The following is a 22,687-nucleotide window of genomic DNA, read 5'->3' as shown; positions in this document are numbered from 1 at the left end:
ATAAAAAAACAACATTTTTTGTAAATAAAGTTTTATTATTCTGCTTTTTAAAAAACTTGTAAACACTAAAACGTTGTAGTTCTTCTATTTTAATTAATTAAATAATTTTAATGTTAATAAAATATACTTTTAACATAAAAATAACCACTTTACTAACTAAAATTAAATTATGAAGAAAAACCTACTTTTGTATTATGCCTTACTAATTCCCTTTGCTTTTTTGCAGGCACAAGTGAATACTTCGTACTTATGGCATCTTCATCAACCCACATATTGGGGCGATGTAAGTAAAAAAAATGTGAACCGATACCAAATCGTAAAAGAGTCGCAAGACTTAAAGATTTCGGGTGCAAATAATGATAAAAACGGGCTGGCACATCCTACAAACAATCTTGAAGAAATTTTTGGTACAGGCGATCGTGTTGCTGCGTATCAATTTGCTCCAAAAAATGCTATAAACTCTATTCGTGATTTAGCCAAAGCCGGAGCACAAATAACTTACGGAGGTTCTTTGATGGAAAACGTTAACGAACTTGCACAAGCCAATCAATGGGGATATTCTAATTCGTGGACGCAGAATATTAAAGATGCAAAAGCATGGAAAACTTCTGGAGGATATTCTCGTATGGAAGTCGTTTCATTTACGATGCATCACGCGCTTTCGCCATTATTGAGTGACGAAGCTTTAAAAAAAGAAATTAAAGCGCATCAATATTACAGCGCACAACTATTTGGTTCACATGATTCTAAAGGATATTGGCCAGCAGAATGTGCTTTTTCTGAAAGGATAATAAAAACCTTAACCGAATGTGGCATTGAATGGTCTGTAATTGCCAACAGTCATTTGTCCAGAACTCTGGCCGATTATCCTTTAAAATACGGTTCTGGCGGTACAATGTGCGATGTTCCCAACAAAGCAGATCAGGTTGAAACTACAGGAAACACGTGGTTCTCTGCTCAAAAAGATGCGCGTGGCGGTCAATTTGCCGTACCCTATTCTTACCTTCCTTACAAAGCCAAATATGTCGATCCGGAAACAGCTCAGGAATACAAAATTACGGTTGTACCAATGGCAGATTATGAAAGTTATGAAGATGGATATGCTGCAATTGGTACTTCGTTGATTGCTCCAATTGTTGCAAAAGCATCGACTTCGCCAAGACCTCCTTTGGTTTTATTTGCTCACGATGGCGATAATGCTTGGGGCGGTGGTTCGTCGTATTACAACGAATCGGTTACGGGATTTTCTCATGCCTCTGCGGCCAACGGAAATATTCCAACTACAATTCCGCAGTATTTACACGACAATCCCGTTCCGGAATCGGCAGTAGTACACGTTGAAGACGGAGCTTGGGTAAATGCCGATGGCGATTTTGGACATCCGCAGTTTACCAATTGGCTGTGGCCGTTTTTTGATCCTGTTACTAAAAAGTTTAATCCAAACGGATGGACAGAAGATATGATGAATCAAGCCATAACAACTGCGGGAGAAAACCACGCAATCATGGCAGAACAGCTTGAAGGAAGTAATCTTAGAATGAGCGAAATTGTAAATCCTACAGCAGCAGTAAGTCCAGCCGAAAAAGCCTGGCATTTTTTAATGGCGGGTTACGACAGTGGAAATGCATATTATGGTCTTGCCGAAGATTTAGAAATAAAAACAACTCTGGCTGTTAATCGTTGTGTGCAATTTGCAAAACCAACTCTTGATGCACATCCGGGCGAAGATGCAACAAAACCTTCCGTATTTATTCCGCAGCGTTGGCCGTACAATCCCGGAGAAAAAGGATATGGAGCGCCTTATGCGTATAAAGATTTTCTGAACTCGGCAGATTTTACGGTATATACTTTTGCCTATGATGTAAGCGGGATTCAGAAATCAGAATTAAAATACCGAATTGATGTTGACGGAAAAAACAATCTTAATTCTAATGACAATGAAATTTATGCCGGTGGCGCCGAAGTAGGAAGCTGGATTTCTTTGCCAATGAGCGAAAGGGTTTTCCCGAAAGGAAACTTTACCAATAATCCTCAAGCTGATTTGTATATGCTTCCGGATGTTATTGCCAATCAATATTATGCCGAAATTGCAGGAATATCAGAGAAATTACTGGATTATTACGTCGAAGTAACAGATAAGAAAGGAAATGTAACGAAGTCTAAAATTCAGCATGTTTGGGTTGGTAAAAATCTCGATGTTGCGCCAAAAATTGCATTTACGCCAGACACAAGCAATTCTACAACTGCTATAGATATTACAATTACGGCAACTGACAGTACGGATCCTAAACCAAAATTGTATTACACAATTGATGGTTCTACTCCTACTCTTTCTTCTGCATTTGTCGAGTCTGTAAAAACTTTAAATATTGCCCAAACTACCACCATTAAAGCTTTTGCGGTAGATAAAGATGGAAATCAATCTGAAATTGTGACCAAAACGATTACTATTGGGGCGGTTCCGGAATTTACGGTTTATTTTAAGAAACCTGCCAACTGGAATTCTGCTGTCAAGGTATATTATTGGCTTCCAACAGGAACTGCTCCTGCTTTAACATATCCCGGAGTTGCAATGACAAAAGATTGTGGCGATTGGTATAAATATACTTTTCCGTCGACTGTAACGGCTTCAAATTTATTGTTTAATGATGGAACCTTAAAAACTGCTGATTTAAATGCTACTGGCGGAATTAAGTATTACGACAACGCATGGTTAGCTGCTGAACCTGCAAACAGATGTTCTACTACAGTAGCGCCAGATTTTACAATTTCGCAAGCGGGCGGTACTTTTACAACAGGAACAACGGTAAACTTGACCTTAACTGCAAACGAAACTACGGCTACAATCTATTACACTTTAGACGGAACTACGCCTACAACGGCTTCTCCTTCTTCAATAGGAACTAAAGCTTTGGCAATAACAAGTACAACAACTCTTAAAGCTTTTGCTAAAAATGTAGCAGGACTAAGTTCAGCCGTTAAAACAGAAACTTATACGTTTAATTCCCCAAGCACATTTACGGTTTACTTTAAAAAACCAACGAATTGGAATGCTGCTGTAAAAGTCTATTACTGGTCACCAACAGGAACTGCTCCTGCGGTAACTTATCCGGGAGTTGCAATGACCAAAGATTGTGGCGACTGGTATACTTATACATTTCCGTCGACTGTAAGCGCAACGAATTTATTGTTTAATGACGGAAATCTAAAAACTGCTGATTTGAGCACAACGGCTGGAATTAAATTTTATGACTCGGCCTGGCTAAGTGCTGAACCTGCAAATAGATGTCCTGTTATTGCCCCTGATTTTACAAACTCAAAAGCAGGCGGAACTTTTACAACTGGAACTACTGTAAATGTTGTTTTAACGGCAAACGAAGCAAGTTCTACTCTTTATTATACTTTAGACGGAACTACGCCTACAACAAGTTCAGTATCTGCAATTGGTACAAAATCGTTTGCTTTTACTGCCACTACGACTTTAAAAGCATTTGTGGTGAATTCGGCAGGAGTTTCATCGGCTGTAAAAACCGAAGTTTATAATTTTAGTGCTGCGACCACATTAACGGTATATTTTAAACCTCCAACAAGCTGGACTGCTGTTCCAAAAGTACATTATTGGAATGCTGTTCCCGCAGGAAGCGTGGCAAATACAACTTGGCCGGGCGTTACCATGACAGCAGATGTAAATGGTTTTTACAAATACACGATTACAGGTCCAACATCTGTTAATGTAATCTTTAATAATGGTTCTAGCGGTTCTGCAAATCAAACTGCCGATTTATTGAATAAAACAGATGGTTACTCTTATACTTGGGGAGTTTCTACAGCAAAAATGCTTGCTGTTCCGGAAGTTGTCGAAGAACAAACGTATGCAATTCGATTGTATCCCAATCCGGCAGATCAAACTTTATACATTGACTCGACTATTGCTATGACGGATTATAGTATTATTTCGGCACAAGGAAGTATTGTTCAGGAAGGAAAATCTAATGTAAATAGTATCGATATAAGTCGTTTAAGCAGCGGTTTATACTTCATCACCATACGATTGGAAAACGGAAAAGAAACCATGCAAAAAATTATTAAAAAGTAAATTTTACGAATTTTATAAAAATAACAAAACCTCCAAAGTGTGACTTTGGAGGTTTTTAATTTCTTGAATATTCTACACTCTTGTTGCGATTAGCTCACTATTGTTTTCTGCCTTTTATTCGGCTTAAAGTTTCCGGTGACATATTGAGATACGAAGCCACAATTTTATTCGATAATCTGCTTACAATTTCAGGATTACGGCTCACCAGTTCTTTATAACGCATTTCGGCATCTCTGGTTACTTCTCTTTGAAAAATGATAATATTATCCATATAGGCATTTTCCAGATAAATTCGATAGTATTTTTCCCAGGCAGGAATAATATCCAAGAGGTAGAAAAAATCTTTTCGGGAAATATGAAAAACCTGTGTATCCTCCATTGCCTGAATAAATTCGGCAGCAGGCAATTGTTTTATAAAACTCGTAAGTCCCGTTGCATATTGCTGTTCAAAAGCAAGATGGCGAGTAGTTTCCAGACCGTCTTCGCGAATAAAATAAATTCTTAAACATCCTTTTAGAACAAAATTAATGTACTGACTTACTTGACCTGCATGCAATAATGTCTCATTTTTTTGATATTCTTTGAAAAAAAATAAGTCCAATACCATATTAAGCTGTTCATCTGTCAATAGTACTCTGCTTTTTATATGTTCTGCCAGTGTTGTTTTATCCATTTTTAGTAACAAATTCGGGTTGTTTCTTTTGCTTTTTTAATTCAGCATATGCTAAGGTAGCACTTATAGCAGCAGCTACAGCACCCATTATATAAATATTATTATAGCCTCCATTTCTTGCCACTAATCCGGCTACAGGCGCAGTTAGACCAACACCAATATCAAAAAAAGCATTGTAAGCTGCAATAGCCATTCCGCGGTTTGAAGGATCTACGTGGTTAACCGCAATAAGTCCAAAAGAAGGAAATACTAACGACATCCCCAAACCTGTTAATAGAGATCCTGTAATACCCATTGCTGCCGAAGTTGCGCTCCAAATTAAGAGTAACCCAATAGCTTCGACAATAAGTGAAATTAAAGCTACTTTTGCTCCTCCAAATTTATCAGGATATCCCGAAAAGAAAATACGGGTTCCGATATATCCAATTCCAAAAGCACTTATGGCAAACGATGCGCCATCCCAAGATTGTTGTGCAAAGTAAAGTGTAATAAACGATGCTATACCTCCAAAACCAATACTTGCAAGCGCTAAACCACTACCCGATTTCCAAACTAAACCAATGGCTTTAAAAAATGACAATTGATGTTCCTGTGGTTCCATTTTTACCTGCGGTAAGGCTAGCATCGACAAGTATGCTAATATTGGGAACAAGATAATCAGAGTAAAAGGTGTAATAATCGAAAAATGTCCTTGCAAATAAATACTCAATGGTGCACCAATCGAAAGTCCTCCGTACATGCCCATACCATTCCAAACGATCACTTTTCCGATGTGTTTTTTACCTACTATTTTAAAACCCCACGCAAAAATTCCGATTACAATATAGCTTTCGGCAATTCCCAAAATGATACGTGCAATTATCAGAACGATTAAACTTAGCAGTGGCAGCGACGTTAATAATACTGAGATTACGCATAAAACACCCGTAACTGTACTGAGTATTAAGCCTAATGTAATCGACTTTTTACCTCCTTTGGTATCTGCCAGTTTACCTGCACTTTGACGCGTAAATAATGTGGCGGCATATTGAATACCAATTACTAATCCCACAATAATATTACTGTAACCTAAGGTGTCGTGTACAAAAAAAGGTAAGACTCCAAGAGAAATACCCATTATAAGAAATATATTAAAAATAATACCCGCGATCATTAAGAGATATTTAGTGCGAGTCGCTTTGATGGCTTTAGTTTCTGTTTCTGCTATTGTATGCATTTGTTGTAATAATAAATTTATTGGGCAAAATTACTATCGCTAAAAACAAAAAACATTGACCGGCGTCAAAATCGAGACTTTTTTAAAAATAAAAACAGAAGCCAGTTTTTCAAGTTGGCTTCTGTTTATGTTAATGATTTTTTTGAAATTAATTAAAAAGAACCCAATGGTCTTTTTCTAATCTCTCTCCAGAAAATGCTTTTTTAGAAGTGAAAGTTTTAGCTTCAGATCGCTTTACATCTCCCTGATATTGCACACTAAAGCTAACATCATTTACAGTAGAAGTTAACACTCCATCTTTATAAGAACTTGCAGTTCCTTTTCCAACAAAACTAACTTTATAGGTTTGACCATTTTCGATAACCTTAAAAGTTCCGCCTGTAGGTTTAATACTAACACCGTTTTTAACAGACATTCCACCTTTTTCTGCATTGATATTTTCACCAAGTAAAGATTGTCCCCATTTTGTAAAAGTATAAGCGGTAGCTTCTGAGTAACCTCCAAAACTATAATCTCCTTTGGATAAATTATTTTGAAGTGACGAAAACAATTCAAAATAAACAACTGCTCCATTTTCTGTTCCTGAAATTGATTTCGATTTTAACGAAAAATCAATATTGTAGGCATTTCCTCGTACGCCGTAATTTTCAAGATATCCTTGTGATAACTCAACGCTTTGATTGCCTATTTTTAAAAAACCCTTATTTGCATTTTCATTCGAATTTTCGTCGTCGTTACTTGAACAGGACGAAAATAACGCAATGAAAATCAGCACTAATAATTTGATACTATGATTCATATTGATATGATTAAATTTTTATACTTACGAATTCGTTTTGATAATTAGGGACAAAAGACGAAACTCTTATCCCCGATTATTAAACTTATTTAACTATAATTCTGGTAGACAATCCTGTTTTTAGGCTTTTAATAAAATAACTTCCTGCAGCTAAGTCTACTGTAGAAATTTCTGTTTCAAAAGCAGTTGTATTAATTTGTTTTACCAAGAATCCAGTCATACTAAAAATAGCCACATTATCGTGTTCTATTGTCGATTTTAGTGTCACTTTTCCTGTTGCAACCGTTGGAAACACATAAAAATCTCCCAACTTTTTCCAACGTCCGTAAAGCACAATATTGGCCGTTTGTTTCGTATCAAAACCATTTATTTCTCTTCCGTACGAGCTATCAGCATACCATCCTAAAAATCGATATCCCACACAAGTCGCTTCTTCAAGTATATAAGCGATTCCCGATTGTACACTGGTTTTGTTTGGATTAATTGTACCTGTTGGTAAATTCAAATAGGAAATGCTAAAAAAAGTAGGCGGAATAACCTCATCGGCTTTATTGTTTCCGCCTGCTCCCCAAAAAGCATAGAACGTTTGGTTTCCTGTCGCTGTAATTGCAATTTCTTTTATCGAATTTGCTACTGTAGCTGAAGTTGACCATCCAAAAAAGGTGTAGTCTTTTAGACTAGGACTTGGTAACGTTTGCGCAGTTCCTTCGGTATATTCTAAGGGTGTTAAACCTGTTATGGCTTTTCCATCAATCGAATTATTATAGGTAATTCCAGATTTTACGATTGGTTTTGGATTGGGCTTATTGTTTCCGCCTTCGCCCCAAAAAGCATAAAATGTTTGGTTTCCTGTTGCTGTTGCCGGAATCGTTTTAAGCAATCCAGGCGAAGTTGCTGTGTTCGACCATCCAAAGAATGTATATCCTTCTAATTTTGGAGTTGATAAATTGGTTAAAATCCCTTCTAAATACTCAGATGGTGAAAGTGTTATTGCTTTTCCGTCGATAGAATTTATGTAATTAATTTGCGAAAACTTAGCATCGGCTTTTAACCATCTTGGATCTCCAAGAGCATTTCCTTCTAATGAAGCTTTGGCTAAAGGAGAATTTTTAGAGAAGCTAAAATTACCAATTGCCGGGTTAGGATATAAAAGTGTTGTCATACCTAATCCTGTCAATGTCGTAATATTAGTTTCAGTAACCGTAACTGTCCCTTTAATTGTTTTTGAAGAAACTCCCACAAGAAGATTATTGTCTAAAACCAATTTTCCTGCGCCGTTAGCATTATTAGAACTAAACAAATTAATCGCCTTAGGATTTTCTCGTTCATCCTGCATAATATTATTTTTGAAGGTAAACGTTGAAGTAGCACTATACTGATTATCAATGAATACAAAAGCAGTTCCTTCCTGACTACAAGCATTATAAATGGTATTACTTTCGATCGTAACATTTAACACCTCGTTTGCGGCATCTTTTTTCTGTAACGCTAAGAAATTGTTTCCTTTGGTATAATTGAAAATTGTCGAATTTTTAATCGAAACTGAATTTACAATATGTGCATCTGGCTGAATAAAATTTCCGCCTTGAGCCGCGCTTCCATCAATAATACAATTCTCTAAAACAATTTTTGAAATTGGATGTTCGCTAGCGCCATCTGCTATTAATAAACTTTGTTTGATTCCTTTTATAGCTGCATTTTTTATTTCTAAACTTGCTAAACCTGCGCCTTTCTTAAATTGTAGCAGATTAGAATTGGCATTTGTCAAATCAAAATCTACTCCATCAAATTTGAAAGTTCCTGAAAAAATTTCCGGATTTTCTGAATAGAATGTTCCTGCAAAAACTGGTTTTGCATTTTCATCTGGAACAAATGTGTATTTATGATTTTTTACAGCAAGATCTGTTGTTGTAGTGTAAGTTCCGCTAGCCATGATAAATTTTGAACCATCTTCGGCAGCATTGTATTTCTCTACAAAGTTTTGCGGATTTACATACACATCTAATGTACCATTTTGTACTGCCGTTAAATGACTTACAAGGCTGTTAATATACACTTCGACATTGGTATAAATACCGTCAACTGTTTTTAAGTTCCCATCGGCAGAACTTGCAGGATTTAATCCTTTCTCTGTTTCCCATTTGTCTGACATACCGTCTCCATCTGTATCCAAAGGCGCTTCGCCAGTAGGAAGAACTGGCCACCCTCCTGTTGCCGATGGTGTATCGATATAACCATTTGTACTTCCGTTACCACCATTCATAATACTTGCTGTACCGGAACGTGTATCGTCGACTGCTCTTTTATCTACGGCATCTCTAAATAAATTTGCTCCTGCATTTTCTAAAACCAATTCGTATGCTTTTGTCGCAACATGAGTTGTTATTTCTCCAAAAGGATGTGGAACTTCAATTTTCACTTCTTCTTTATCAGCATCGCTTACTGGTAACTGACTGCTATGAAATTGACTGTAAACTCCATAAGTCCAGTTATCTTTACTGGCTCTTTCAGATCCTACAACATAATTTCCATCTACATAATATTTCCCCCAAATGCCGTATAATGGCGAGGTTGTATCTAAACTTCTGCCTGTTGATAATATACGCTCTTTAGTACCATTTGAAGTTCCAGGACCTGGTTTCCAATAATTGTTTACTAAATTCACATTCATGGCATCACCACCATAACAGCTGTTTCCTCCCCAATTGTAAATTACGTTGTTACGAATATCAACTAAATCGGTTTTTGCAAAAATATCATTTGCATATTCTCCTAACCTTGGATTACGGCTGTCGTGGTGCGCTAACAAATTGTGATGAAATGAAGCGTTTTTACCTCCCCAAACACCGCCGTAACCGTGTGCTCCTTTGGCATGAACGGAGTTACGAAGACTTTCAGAAATGATACACCATTGCATTGTAAAATTTGTATTTTGATAGAAAGAAACACATTCGTCTGTTGACCAACTCATCGAACAGTGATCTACAATGATATTCTTTTGAAAACGTCCGCCTAACGCATCGTTTTCTACATCGTTAGTATCTCCCATTCTAAAGCGTAAATAACGAATAATCACATTATCTCCTCTTACCTTAGCGTTGTAATCTTTTAAAGTAATTCCTCCACCCGGCGCTGTTTGTCCTGCAATGGTAATGTTGCTTGTAATGTTTAATTCGCTTTTTAGTGCGATATTTCCAGATACTTTAAAAACAACAATTCTTGGTCCGGCTTGGTTAATCGCATCACGTAAAGAACCCGCTCCGGAATCATTTAAGTTGGTTACATAAATAACTTTTCCGCCACGACCTCCGGTTACATATTTACCGTAACCTTCGGCTCCAGGAAATGCAGGAACAGTTTCTGTACCTCCGCCTGTAGCTTCTTTTTTAACTTCGATCTTTCCTTCTCCTGTAAAAAACTCTGGATTGGTTGTTTTATCGTAAACTCCATCTTTAAATTCTACTCCGTTAAGAGTCAGTTTTTGAACGTTTAAAACCGTACTTAAAACAGCTTTTCCATTACCCGAAATATTTAAACTTAAAGTTGATCCTGCGGCACGTTCGTGACTAAAAATCACAGTATTATCCTGAGCAACATTAATAGTTCCTGAACCAAAAGCATTTGCCGAAGCTCCCTCGATTGCTGTTGGATAATTTAGCGCTGGGAATTTTGTACTTTTTTGAGTTAAATCCCAAATTCCAATAAACTCGCTGTTGTCTCCTTTTAAAAGTAAAACACCTGTATTTGCATTAACTCCTTGCCCTGTATTGACCGGAAGAATAGTTCCGCTACCGGAAACTGGCCCGCTCAAAGTCATTATGGTTTGATTGGCAATACCAGAGATCATTTCGAATTTTACAGTTCCCGAAACTACTATTGGCGCATCTAAAGTCATTCCTGCTCCGCTTGTGTTATAATACACACGTGTTCCATCTTTAAAAATTAAGTTTCCTGTCGCTTTGTGTGAACCTCTTAAACGAAGTGTTCCTGCTCCGGAAAACGTAATATCTGCCGGAAAAACGGTTGCAGTTGTTTCGATTTCTTTTGTAGATGAAACTGTTTTTCCTGCCGCTGGCATTTCTGCCGGACTAAAATTAGCCGCATTGTCCCAGTTTTTATTTAGAGCTGATGTAAACTCATAATTAAAATTACTTGGCGGAATTACTTCGTCAGGTTTATTATTCCCTGCCGTTCCCCAAAAAGCATATACCGTTTGATTTCCTGTTGCAGTTGTAGCAATTTCTTTTAGGGTATTTGCCACTGTTGCCGAAGCTGACCATCCATAAAATGTATATCCTTTTAAAGTTGGTATTGGCAATGTTAGCAAAGTACCTTCGGAATATTCTAGCGGAGTTAAACCCGTTAATCCTAAACCGTCAATTGAATTGATATAGTTAATTGAAGATTTTACTGCTCCTCCATTTATTGTCATGCTAATGGTACTTATATCGCTTAATCCGCCATATTCGTTTGCAGCCTGAATCGTGTACACGTGTGCACCAGCATCTGTAGCAACATCTACATATTTTGCTTCGGTTGTAATGGTTTGAATTTTACCGTCTTTACTCACAACGTAACACATTGCATATTGGTTTTCATCCCATTTTAAAGTATTTTTTTCTGCAATAATAACATTTGATGGTTTTGTAACTTGTTCTACAATTCTACGCGGATCCCATTTGTCTGCTCCGCTCAAAACGTTTTCTATGGTGTATTCGTCTGCCTGTGCTTTTGTTAGTACAGGATTGTAATTTCCTGTTTTAGCAATACCGCTTACTGTAAAAGTATTAGTTCTATTATCAGTATTAACCGCAATTCCGCTTCCGTTTACACTATTGTATTCTGCAAAAAGTGCCGGATAAGTACCCATATTTGCCCATCCAAGTGTGTTAGGCTCATTTATCATTTTTGTGTTTAGATAAACCGCTCTTGGTGCATTTTGCCACGGTCGTCCCAAATAATAACTTGTCGTGGCAGTAATGGTGTTGTTATTAAAAATATAACCGTATTTAGTCGCTTCATCGTGATTTGGCGCTACGATATAACCAGCGGCAACAGAAACCAGCTTACATTCTTCAAACCAATGTGTTCCTCCTCCGCAAATAAAATCGACATCTCCCTCTATGGTAGATTTATAATAAAAACTTCTTTTTCCTCCTGTAACCTGAGTATCTTGTTTACTTCTTAAACGAACTCCGTTGTAAACATTTCGATCTCCGGCAGGATTCAATGCAGGTTTTTGTCCAGAATTAACTATTCCGTCTTTATGTTCAATCGTAACATTTTCGACATACAAATCATTGGCTTCTATCGAAAGTACAGGATTCTTGATTCCCTGACCCGGATTTCCTTGCAGAATAACTTTGTCTTTGGTTTGCGCTATTAACGAAACATTGTTTTTCCCTGACGGAAGCTGTAACACTATGCCTTGCGGATTTGTACCATCACCACCCAAATTATAGGTTCCGTTGGTAATTAATACCAAAAATCTCGAGGCAGAGTTATTTGGCGCAGCATTAAAAGCCTCAGCTATGGTTTTTACATATTTTCCTGAAGCAAGCTGTTCTGCTGTTGCATCGGCATCAACGATTAAATCAAATTTACGTTTAACAGGAACTGGTTTTTCCATTGTTTTAAAGGATAAACTTATTGCTGTGCCATTATTTCCGGAAAGGTCTTTTACAAATCCTGCCGGAATAGTAAAAGTGTATTGTTTATTATATTCAAGTCCGAAATAACTAAACTTAACCGTTTTGTTTACAAACTCAGCACTTAAATTCTTTCCGTTTAATACGGCTTGTCCTGTTCCTAACTGCACTTGTTCGTTAAAATTTAAAATAATATTTCCGTTGGCACCAACAGAATTTGCTGCTTCTGTCGGAAACGAAGATTCCAAAACTGGAGCTGTGGTATCTAAAACCAAAACCTCATCGGCCTTAATCATTAAATTCGATAAAATTGTCGCGGTTACATCTGTGGCAGATCCGTGTTTTGGACCGTTAACATTAGGAAACCATCTTAGGTATATTTTTTCTTTTCCTTCGGCCTCGACCGGAAGAACTCCGCCAATATTGGTAATCGTATTGGTATTTATAGTGGTTAATGCCGAAACATTTACAAAGTTTACTCCGTCTAATGAATATTGAAAAGTCCACTCATCGCATCCGAAATAGTAACCCAGAAGTCCCGAAGCTACATTAATGTTCTTATAACCCACTGTCGAAAGTGTTGTCATAAAATAAAAGAGTTGACCTCGCTCTGTATTCCATACACAAAAGCCGTTTTTACCGCCTCTGTTCTGAAGTCTTACATTTGGTGCAAAAACATTGTCGGCAACATTATAAGCAAACAATTGAGGTTTGTTTTCTACTTTAGAATATAGTTCTGCTACTCGCGGATTGGCATATTGATCGTTTTTAAAGGTCCAGCCTGCAATAAAATTCTGATTGGCATAAGTTCCTGTAATATTTTGGTTTTGATTCATTACAACTGATGTACTTAACGCTGTTGAACCATCAGACCAATTGCTGAATTTGATAATGTCGTTTTCAATCGCGGTAACCGTAACATTAGTTCCGCTTTCGTATATTGAGAATGCGCCGTCTTTCCCTGCTGGAGAAATAGCATAATCGCCTAATCCAAATGCGCCATTAACATTTACATTTAGCGTATAAGTTGCAATAGGATCGTATTGTGCAATAAGGGTAGAGTTTGCATTTACGGTAAATGTGAGCGGATTTGCGGTCGAAACCAAAGCTCCTTTATCATCTACCCATTGTTTAAAATTGTAGCCAAAGTTTTTGTTGGCGGTTAATTTTACTTCGGTTCCTTTAGCAAATGTAGTTCCTCCCGGATTAAGCGTAATGGTTCCTGATGATGCGGGACTTACATTTGTTGTTAAGGTGAAATTTACGGCGTTTGGATTATCGGTAACTTTTTCAAAATAATCAACATTAAACAAATAACCTGTTCCCGGTCCTGTAAAAACAAGATACAAATCGAAAGTGCCTGTTGTTGGCGTAATAGCGGCCGAAAACTTCTTGTAATTGGTAAAACTCGTGCTTCCTGATACAACAGCAGTTCCTATTAAAGTTCCGGTTGCCGAGCCTAATCTAAATTCGACAGTCCCGCCGGTTGCGCCTGCGGCTGTTACATCAAAACGGGTAACAAACTCCGTAAACGTCATTGCATTAAATTTTATCCAGGTTCCGTTTTTAATGTAACCTACATTTCCTGTGCCCGAGAGCGCGGCATTGGTTTCGGCCCTCGCGCCCGAAGACTGATTAAAGGTTTCGGCTTCAATTTTCTCAATTGTTTGCGAAAACCCCATTACTGTAAACAGTATGAGGTAAAGATGAATAAAGAATTGTTTTTTCATTTGGTTATTATGGTTTGGTTAGTAAAAGTGTTCGAAAGAGATTCTCTTTCTATGTAAATTGTTTTATTCTTATAAATTCTATTTTAGAGTGCAATTAATTTTAAACACATAGTCCCGACGCTTCGGGATAGTTTTAAGGCGCTTAAAAAAGGCGTTTCACTTGTTTTAATAAACATAGCGGGCTATGTGCCAGAAACTAGTTTCTTTTTATGTTCCTTTTCAATACAAAACCTATGTTTCTATGTGTTGAAAATTATATCGGCTAGATTATTTTAATTCTTTCATTCCTTCAAAAACAAGCCTTGCCACTTCTACAGCACCTTTGGTTTGAAAGTGTGTATTGTCTTTTTGACCGTTGGGATAGGCTTCGTATAAACCTGCGGAAAAATTCATGAAATAGTTTTCGGTCACGTAAGGCTGTCCTTTTTTAGTGAAAAACTGCATTGATTTTTGGTTTAAATCGATAAGCATTACGTTTTGCTCTTTTGCAATATCTTTTACCGCCTGATCGTATAATCCGTGAATGTTTTGTAATTCGCCATTTTTCCAAGGAAAGTTTCTGGCTACGGGAGTTAAAATAATTGGCTTAGCTCCTTTGGCTCTTGTTTGTTCGATAAACAATCTTAAAAATTCTTTGTAACCTTCAATATTTACATAGCGTTCGGGTTTGTCTTCGGCAGCATCATTATGACCAAACTGCATTAAAACCAGATCATCTTTTTTAAGATTTTCATATACGGCGCGCCATCTTCCTTCTTGAAAAAAAGTTCGGGTACTGCGTCCGCCTCTTGCTCTGTCGTCTACAAAAACACTGTCGGTTTTTATTAGCTTACTGATTTGTTTCAGACTGTCTTTGACTAAAAATTGCTGAAAAACTTGTCCCCAACCTGTAACGGGATATCGGGTTTTCATATAGTCTTTGCCTTCTTCGTAATTATTGGCATAATCTGCCATTGTCGAATCGCCTATTAAATAAACTGTTGTTCTGGATTTTGATTTATCAAAAGCTGTAAACAGGATACCCAGACTCAAACAGATTATTGGTATTAGAAATTTTGCTTTCATTTTATTTGCTGAAAATTTTAGTTAAAAAAGTGTCGATATATTGAATTGTGGGTTCAAACCAAGGATCAAAAAGACAAAAAGAATGGGGTGAATTTTCGAATTCATGAACTTCAGAATAGATTCCGTTTTCAGTTAAAACCTTTCTGTAATCGTCTCTTCCGGCATGCATACGAGCTATTGAACTATTGACAAACAATGTTGGCGGTGTGGCTTTGCTAACGTAACTTAATGGCGAAGCGGCTTCCCAAAGTTTAGGATTCTCTTTTCTTGAATACCCAAACCAATAGGTACCTGCCGAAATCTTTTTGCTGTCATCGCCTTCACTACTTTCCTGATGTACAAAAGACAATGTTCCGTCTATACTGACTACGGCATTAACTTGAGATTTTGAATCTGAATTGGTTATTTCTCCTTCAAAAAGAGGCATGTTTCCGGTTGTTCCCATAAAAGCTCCCATTTCTCCTCCTGCCGAAAATCCCAGAGCTACTATTTGATCGGGGTTTACATGGTACTTTTCTGCATTTTCTCTAATCCAGCGAATGGAAGCTTTGATGTCGTAAATGGCCGCGGGAAAAAGAGCTTCTGTAGATAATCTGTACTCTGGCGTAAAACATACATAACCTAAACTTGCCAGTTTTTGCGCCATTTGATGATGTTGTTGTCTGTTTCCTGATCGCCAGCCACCGCCATGAATGATGATAATGGCGGTTTGCTTTTTCTTGGCATTTTTATCAAAAAAAACATCAAGCTTCATTTTGCGTTTACCGTAAGTGCAATACACGATATCATTTTTTTGCTGTACAAAATCAAAATGTATTTTGGGCACTAATTTGGTTTGCGGAAAATACTTAAGCGTTTTTTGAAAGGCACTCGCATTGGTAAAAGAAGTATCTCTTACACTTGTAATGCCTTTTAGATATTGAGCATTTAAACTTTGAATGAAGATTAAAAATCCCCAAACTAATATTTTAGCGCTATTTTTATTTTGAAACTTCATTTTCCGTTTTGATTTAAGACATTGTGATTTATAAAACACGAGGAAACTATTCTATTAGTTTTACCTCATCTTTTATAGATTCCAGAACTTTTACATCTTTATCTAAAACCATTTTTTTGCCATCGGTTTTTAGTGATATATCTTTTGTTGTTGCGCCACCAACCCAAAACATTTGGTTTTCTCCTTTTGCTTTAATGCTTTCTATATTGATGTTTTGACTGTTTGAAAAACTTACTGCTATTCCGGGTTTATCCAATCTTAAATCGATGTTTTTAAAATCAATTTTTCGGGCGTAATTCATTTGAATTCCAACATCAGATCTAATAATCATGTTTTGAAATTGAATGTTTTCAACTGGCATTTCGGGAATCCCCATAATCTTTAAGGCTTGTGCTGCACCGTTTACATAAATGTTCTTAAAATGCATATTTTTAAAAACGGGAGTTTCCTCAGAAACAAGAACTTTATCGACTGTTACTTCACCTGTAAGTTTATCTTCAGATAATGATTTTCCGAAATAATATAGGTTGAAATTGATCGCATCGGTTGGGATATTATTCATGCGAATGTCTTCCATCCAAATGTTTTCGACTACTCCGCCACGACCTCTCACAGATTTAAAACGCAAGCCACAATCTGTTCCGTTAAAGGTTAGATTTTTAACAAAGATGTTTCGAACTCCGCCAGACATTTCGCTTCCAATTACAAAACCTCCGTGCGCATGATATACCACGCAATCTGTAATGACAAATAATTCTGTTGGTTTTGCGCGTTCTCTTCCTTCTTTATCTTTTCCTGATTTAATACATATTGCATCGTCTCCAACATCAAAACGGCAATTGGTTACGGTACCAATTCTGCAAGATTCGATGTCCAAACCATCACCATTTTGAGAATACCACGGATTACGAATGGTAAGATTTCGCAAAGTAAGATGTTCGCACATTAATGGATTAACGTTCCAAGCGGGAGAATTTTGAAAAGTAACGCCGTCAAGAAGTAGTTTTTTACAATTAACAAAACTGACCATTACGGGACGCAATGACTCTTTAAAGGGTTCCATATTGGCTATGGTTTGTATTTTAGGAAGTTTGTCTCTTTCTTCATTTCCTATATAAGCACCTTTTGATGGATACCAAATTTTACCGTCTTTAGACAAAACTCCGCCAGACTTTACTAATTCATCCCATTGATTGCTGGTCATTTTTCCAATTTTAACTGGTCGCCACTGCGAGCCGTTTCCATCAAAAATACCTTCGCCGGTAATGGCTATGTTTTCTAAATCAATTCCCATAATTGGAGATTCGCATCGAATGACTTTATTTCCTTCAAAATAAGATTCTATGAGTTTGTATTGGGATAAATCGCTGGTAAAGGAAATATATGCACCGTTTTTCGTATGAAGATTTACGTTGCTTTTCATTTTTATTGGGCCTGTTGTCCATAATCCTGACGGAATTACGACAACGCCTCCGCCCGATTCTGAGCATTTTGCAATGGCTTCGTTAATGGCTTTTGTACAAAGTTCTTCGGTATTTGGAACTGCTCCAAAATCGATAATATTTAGGGTATCGGTTTTAAACTTCGGAATTTGTACTTCGGGCATTTTAAACGGAAGTTTTAGTACGGCCGAACTTGCTTTTTCTGATGAAGCTACGCTAACTCCTGCTTTTTTGTTGACACAAGAAAGGGCTGAAATTAGTATTGCAGTAACAAGGATTGTTCTTTTAATTTTTATCATAATCAATGGTAGATTTTGAAATTTTATTTTTTATCTAAATGCTTTTGCAATTCGATTCCCGCCATAATAAATGGTCCAACTGCTTTTGCATCATCATCTCTAATAGGTTCTGAAATATAGTATTCGAATGAACCGTCTCGATCTTTAGGGTTTTTCCCTCCTAATCCTGCAACTGCACAGCATTTCGTAATAGAAATTGTTCCGTCTGGGTTATCTTTTATAAATTGTTTCAAGATTCCTTTAAAACCAGTTTGTGCCGATTTTAAATACTTTTCTCCCACATATCCTTTGTTATACGCTTTGATAAATGAATACACAAACATTGTTGAACAGGTTGATTCGAGATAATTTCCTTTTCTTGCGGGTTGATCCATTACTTGCCACCAAACGCCTGAATTAGCATCTTGTGCTTTGCGAACGGCTTCAAAAACCTTTTGCAGTATCTTGATCAGGTCTTTTCGTTTGGGATGATTTTCTGGAACAAATTCAAGAATATCGACCAAAGCCATGCAATACCAACCTTGCGCACGCCCCCAAACGTGTGCAGAAGTTCCGGTATTTTTATTTGCCCAAAACTGTGCTCGTTTTTCATCATAGCCATGAAAGTTTAAACCTGTTTTGGAATCAAAAGTGTGTTTCTGAATTAATTCGGCCTGCAAAATAGCATCATCAATGGATTTTGGATCATTAAAAACTAATCCGTATTGAGCCGAAAAAGGATCGGCCATATAAACGCCATCGAGCCACATTTGCCACGGATAACTTTTTTTGTGCCAATAACCACCGTCAGAATTTCTTGGATGTCCTTCCATTTGTTTATGAAGTGTATCCATTGCTTTTTTGTAGCGCTCGTCTCCTGTTTTCTTATAAATATCAAAAAGCAGTTTTCCGGAATTTATTAAGTCCAGACTGTATTTTTCGAGTTCGTAACCGCCTTGAATTTTTCCATCTTTATCGATAAGCTGTTCCGCGTATGAAAGTCCGTAATCCCAGTACTTCTGTTCTTTGGTATAATCTGACAATTGCTGAAACGCAAGTGTTACCAAACCGTTGGTATAATTCCATTTTGGGAATTTTACACCATCGAGATAAACAGGATTGGGAACACGTTTTTGATCTGAGTCTGCCATTTTCTTAGCCCATTCAATTGGTTTTGTTTCGGTTTTATCACTTGGTTTTGATTGTCCAAATGAAACCGAATTGCAAACCAAAAGGGTTAGAAAACAATATTTAATTTTTTGTATCATATCTTAATTACTTTCTACTCTAAACCAATCATAATCTGCATAACTGCTATCATTAACAGCTTTTGTTCCTGAGGCAAAAAGACCAATTTTTGCTCCTACCCATCGTCCTGCTGTTGGTTTAAACGAATCTCCTAGTTTTTTAAAACTCTTACCATCTAAACTGTAGTAAAATGTAACTCTGGCATCAAAAGGTTCTTTGTTTTGAATCATTTCTATTTTGGCGCGCAAATAGACTTCTTTTTGTGTGATTGGTACTAAAGCAATTTCTTTTTCGCCTTCTTTCGAGGTACGCCCATTTTTCATTAAACGTTGCGTTAAATTCAAATTGCCTGTTTTGTCTTGCTCAATCGCGATATAAGCGTAGTCTTCGCCAAATACAATTAAACCAGAATTGCTTACTCCTGCTTCTGGATTATTTGCGAACGTAAGTTTTGCCGTGGCGTTAAAATTATCGCCTGGAAATTTTTGCAATAAAAGATTCGGCATCATCCACATTGTTTTTATGGTTTCGTCGCGCGGAACGCAATTAAGGCGCATAAAACCCAAATTTGCAGATGACCAACCCCAATGTTTACTTGGGTCTTGATTGGCCTGCCATTGCCATTGTAATCCAAATTGATGTGTATTAAATTCATCCGAAGAAACTAAGGGAGTTGCAGGATAGCTTTTGCCAACATTTGGTTTTGTCCATTCTAGAACCGGTTCGCCAATACCGTCTTTGTCATTGTCTACGCCCATAATTGGCCAATTGTCTTTCCAGGTAACAGGTTGTAAATTAACTACTCGACCGTAAGCCCAGCGGTCTTGAAAATGTATAAACCAACCGTCACCATTTGGTGTTTCGATATAACCACCCTGATGTGGGCCGTTCATTACTGTATTTCCTTGATGTAATACCACTTTAGACTCATATGGTCCCCAAACATCCTTAGATCGCATTGCTAGTTGCCATCCGGGTTTTACACCTCCGGCGGGAGCCATAATCCAATAATAACCATCGCGTTTGTACATTTTAGAGCCTTCGACTGTTGTATGTCCGTCATGACCATCAAAAACTAATGCTGGATTACCAATTAATTTTGTACCGTCTGGTGTAAGTTCAGACAGCATTAAAACCGTTTTTACATTGGCACGACTACCTGCAAAAGCATAAGATAAATACGCTTTTCCATCTTCATCCCAAAATGGGCAAGTGTCGATAATTCCTTTTGCTTCTTTTACGAGAACTGGTTCTTCCCAAACGCCTTTTGGATCTTTGGTTTTAACCATATAAATACCAAAATCAGGATCGCCCCAATAAATATAGTATTCACCATTGTGATACCGAATGGATGGCGCCCAAACTCCGTCGCCGTGACATACGGTTCGATAATGTTCTATTGGGAATTGATTTTGTAATCCATATCCAACCAATTGCCAATTTACCAAGTCGTTTGAATGTAAAATAGGAAGCCCTGGAATACTATTAAAACTGGATGCGGTCATATAATACCCATCTTTACCCGCGCATACATCGGGATCCGAATAATCTACGTGTAAAATAGGGTTCTTATATTTTCCGTTTCCTAAATCGGCATTCCAGCCTTGAGCTTCTACTCCCAAATAACATAATAATCCGAGGGAAAGCAGTAATTGTTTGAATTTCATTTTTTATTGTTTTTTGATATAATTCTTTGATTTAAAACATTGAAGATTAAAAATCTGCGCTGTTTTAAAATTTCACTTTCTTTTAATTAACTATGTTTTGAACAGTACAGAGAAGTATCCTCAACCACAAGGATACTTCCTTAGTACTGAAACCACTTAATTAATTAACAAAACTTATGGTAGCCATCTAGTATCTCCTATCTTGTTGGTAACAATTGGAGAATTAGAATCTTTAATCATTAAATTTCCGTTTGCCGGATCGACAAATAAATTTTGTGCGCTAATGCCTAAATCTGTTCCTTTTATTGCGGCAGATCCAAGCAGATAATCTGTTGTGGTGTAATTATTCTCGTATGTTGAAGTTGTATTTGCTCCAATTGCCTGAATAACTTTACCACAAGCTGATGCCAACAATACTTTTTTGAATATTAGGGTTGATCCTACTGCGTTTGGAATATTTATTAACGCTCTGTTGTAAGCGTAATCGTAAATAGTAACATTTTCATATTCTAAATGAATTGGATATGTCGATGTTCCGTAATCGAAAAGGTTTTTAAAGTTTCGGTTTTTATCTGTTGTTTGATAGTAATCTCTCATAAAAGTACAATTAGAGAAAATTGCTTTCTTGACATTATCTGCTCCGGCTGAACCAAAGGCAAATGTTCCGTAAGGCCCTGTGTGTCCTCCATCCTGATCAAACGTACAATAGCTCATATTAAACTCACCTATTTCTTTGTATTTTCCGTTACCTTGATGTCTCCAGAAACCACGTTTGAAATAATTGAATACACAGTTGTAGAATATTATTTTGTCTACTTTCCAGGCAGTACCACTATTAAAGAAATACCCCGCATCTATGGTTTGATAGAAACGAATGTTTTCGAACTCCAGAGAAGATAAATACGATCCTTCGGTAATGTTCCAGTTTCCGTTCATTTCAATTTGAGGACGTTCTCCCTGAGTTCCTCCTGTTAGTTTGAATCCTTTTGAGATAGTAAACGGAGTAATTTTAAACAATGAACCTGCTTCCAGGAAATATTCTGTTCCTTCCGGAACGGTTGGATCATCATTATTAGCTCTTAGCAATGCATCTAAATCTGTTCCTTTTGCAACAATAATAGTCGAAATAGATGGTCCGGCTGTACGGAATGAAACCTGATTATAGGGTTTATCATAACGTCTTGGTTTCTTGGTATCGTAGATATTTACATTGTACAAGGTGTTTTTTTCTAAACCAACAACTTTTGCTTCTCCTTTGCTAATTTCATCGGCAGTTAATTTTCGTCCGATTACAGGAAGCGTTAAAGACTGTGCAGGCTGAACTGAGATACTGTCTACAGGATTTTTTGTCGAAACTTGCCAGTTTACGGTTACATATGTTTCGGTAATATTTACTTTTACTACGGGTTGCAAAATAGGGTCAAATGCAGGACGATCTTCTGTTAAAGCATTTGTATACGACCATTGCGAATTATGATCTCCGTTGACATGATTTGATCTTACTCTGATATAAAATTGTGTTTTATACGGAATATCATCCATCAAAATCTGAGTTTCGGAAATGGTATAGGATTTATATAAACTTTTGTAATAGTTATCTAAATGCAATTCGACAGTATATGAAGCTGCGTCGTTGACCTTATACCATACTACTGCAATTGAATTACTTTTTACTAATGGTGCCGTAAGTACAAATTTTGGCTGAAATAAATCTTCAACTGGTTTGTAACGAAACTCATCATTCGCACAGGATTTTAGCATTTCTCCACAGACAATTAAGCCTATAAATGATAAAATATAAATTAATGTTCTAAAATTTTTCATATTA

At 37.0% G+C, this 22,687-nt stretch carries 11 protein-coding genes; 1 reads left to right on the top strand and 10 read right to left on the bottom strand.

All coding sequences use genetic code 11. The features are described from left to right. The first annotated feature begins 169 nt into the window (after positions 1-169). Positions 170-4,096, top strand: a complete 3,927-nt coding sequence (locus IW18_RS16085; protein WP_041518906.1) for a starch-binding protein — start codon at positions 170-172, stop codon at positions 4,094-4,096. Positions 4,097-4,193: 97 nt separating this feature from the next. Here the strand turns inward: IW18_RS16085 and IW18_RS16080 are convergent, their stop codons facing one another. The 10 genes from IW18_RS16080 to IW18_RS16035 all read right to left on the bottom strand — a co-directional run bounded on the left by IW18_RS16080 (position 4,194) and on the right by IW18_RS16035 (position 22,683). Further along, on the bottom strand, positions 4,194-4,769 hold the full coding sequence (locus tag IW18_RS16080) for a Crp/Fnr family transcriptional regulator (protein WP_041518905.1): 576 nt from the start codon (positions 4,767-4,769) through the stop codon (positions 4,194-4,196). Next, complete coding sequence (locus tag IW18_RS16075) at positions 4,762-5,985, bottom strand: MFS transporter (RefSeq protein ID WP_052480186.1); 1,224 nt, start codon at positions 5,983-5,985, stop codon at positions 4,762-4,764. The genes IW18_RS16080 and IW18_RS16075 overlap by 8 nt, the downstream gene beginning before the upstream one ends. A 148-nt stretch (positions 5,986-6,133) precedes the next feature. Beyond that, positions 6,134-6,784 carry a hypothetical protein gene (locus IW18_RS16070; protein ID WP_041518904.1) on the bottom strand — a complete coding sequence of 217 codons (651 nt, stop codon included), beginning with the start codon at positions 6,782-6,784 and terminating at the stop codon, positions 6,134-6,136. 85 nt (positions 6,785-6,869) lie between these two features. Continuing rightward, complete coding sequence (locus IW18_RS23490) at positions 6,870-14,162, bottom strand: pectinesterase family protein (RefSeq protein WP_084607965.1); 7,293 nt, start codon at positions 14,160-14,162, stop codon at positions 6,870-6,872. A 267-nt stretch (positions 14,163-14,429) separates the two neighbouring features. Beyond that, positions 14,430-15,227 carry a rhamnogalacturonan acetylesterase gene (locus IW18_RS16060; protein WP_041518903.1) on the bottom strand — a complete coding sequence of 266 codons (798 nt, stop codon included), beginning with the start codon at positions 15,225-15,227 and terminating at the stop codon, positions 14,430-14,432. A gap of 1 nt (position 15,228) precedes the next feature. Next, on the bottom strand, positions 15,229-16,224 hold the full coding sequence (locus IW18_RS16055) for an alpha/beta hydrolase (RefSeq protein WP_041518902.1): 996 nt from the start codon (positions 16,222-16,224) through the stop codon (positions 15,229-15,231). Between the two features lie 46 nt (positions 16,225-16,270). Continuing rightward, on the bottom strand, positions 16,271-17,965 hold the full coding sequence (locus tag IW18_RS16050) for a glycoside hydrolase family 28 protein (RefSeq protein ID WP_041518901.1): 1,695 nt from the start codon (positions 17,963-17,965) through the stop codon (positions 16,271-16,273). A 23-nt stretch (positions 17,966-17,988) separates the two neighbouring features. Further along, on the bottom strand, positions 17,989-19,212 hold the full coding sequence (locus IW18_RS16045) for a glycoside hydrolase family 88/105 protein (RefSeq protein WP_041518900.1): 1,224 nt from the start codon (positions 19,210-19,212) through the stop codon (positions 17,989-17,991). Positions 19,213-19,215: 3 nt separating this feature from the next. Beyond that, a complete protein-coding gene (locus tag IW18_RS16040; protein WP_041518899.1) occupies positions 19,216-20,859 on the bottom strand; it encodes a glycoside hydrolase family 43 protein in 1,644 nt (547 codons plus the stop codon). A gap of 174 nt (positions 20,860-21,033) precedes the next feature. Continuing rightward, positions 21,034-22,683, bottom strand: a complete 1,650-nt coding sequence (locus IW18_RS16035; protein WP_041518898.1) for a DUF5123 domain-containing protein — start codon at positions 22,681-22,683, stop codon at positions 21,034-21,036. Positions 22,684-22,687 lie beyond the last annotated feature (4 nt).

The sequence above is a fragment of the Flavobacterium hibernum genome (assembly GCF_000832125.1).
Lineage (GTDB): Bacteria > Bacteroidota > Bacteroidia > Flavobacteriales > Flavobacteriaceae > Flavobacterium > Flavobacterium hibernum.
This window is presented reverse-complemented; position numbering and strand designations above follow the sequence as displayed.

Bases quoted from the DNA above. Each gene is read 5' to 3' on its own strand.
- IW18_RS16085 (WP_041518906.1), top strand. From the start codon at position 170: ATGAAGAAAAACCTACTTTTGTATTATGCCTTACTAATTCCCTTTGCT.
- IW18_RS16080 (WP_041518905.1), bottom strand. From the start codon at position 4,769: ATGGATAAAACAACACTGGCAGAACATATAAAAAGCAGAGTACTATTG.
- IW18_RS16075 (WP_052480186.1), bottom strand. From the start codon at position 5,985: ATGCATACAATAGCAGAAACAGAAACTAAAGCCATCAAAGCGACTCGC.
- IW18_RS16070 (WP_041518904.1), bottom strand. From the start codon at position 6,784: ATGAATCATAGTATCAAATTATTAGTGCTGATTTTCATTGCGTTATTT.
- IW18_RS23490 (WP_084607965.1), bottom strand. From the start codon at position 14,162: ATGAAAAAACAATTCTTTATTCATCTTTACCTCATACTGTTTACAGTA.
- IW18_RS16060 (WP_041518903.1), bottom strand. From the start codon at position 15,227: ATGAAAGCAAAATTTCTAATACCAATAATCTGTTTGAGTCTGGGTATC.
- IW18_RS16055 (WP_041518902.1), bottom strand. From the start codon at position 16,224: ATGAAGTTTCAAAATAAAAATAGCGCTAAAATATTAGTTTGGGGATTT.
- IW18_RS16050 (WP_041518901.1), bottom strand. From the start codon at position 17,965: ATGATAAAAATTAAAAGAACAATCCTTGTTACTGCAATACTAATTTCA.
- IW18_RS16045 (WP_041518900.1), bottom strand. From the start codon at position 19,212: ATGATACAAAAAATTAAATATTGTTTTCTAACCCTTTTGGTTTGCAAT.
- IW18_RS16040 (WP_041518899.1), bottom strand. From the start codon at position 20,859: ATGAAATTCAAACAATTACTGCTTTCCCTCGGATTATTATGTTATTTG.
- IW18_RS16035 (WP_041518898.1), bottom strand. From the start codon at position 22,683: ATGAAAAATTTTAGAACATTAATTTATATTTTATCATTTATAGGCTTA.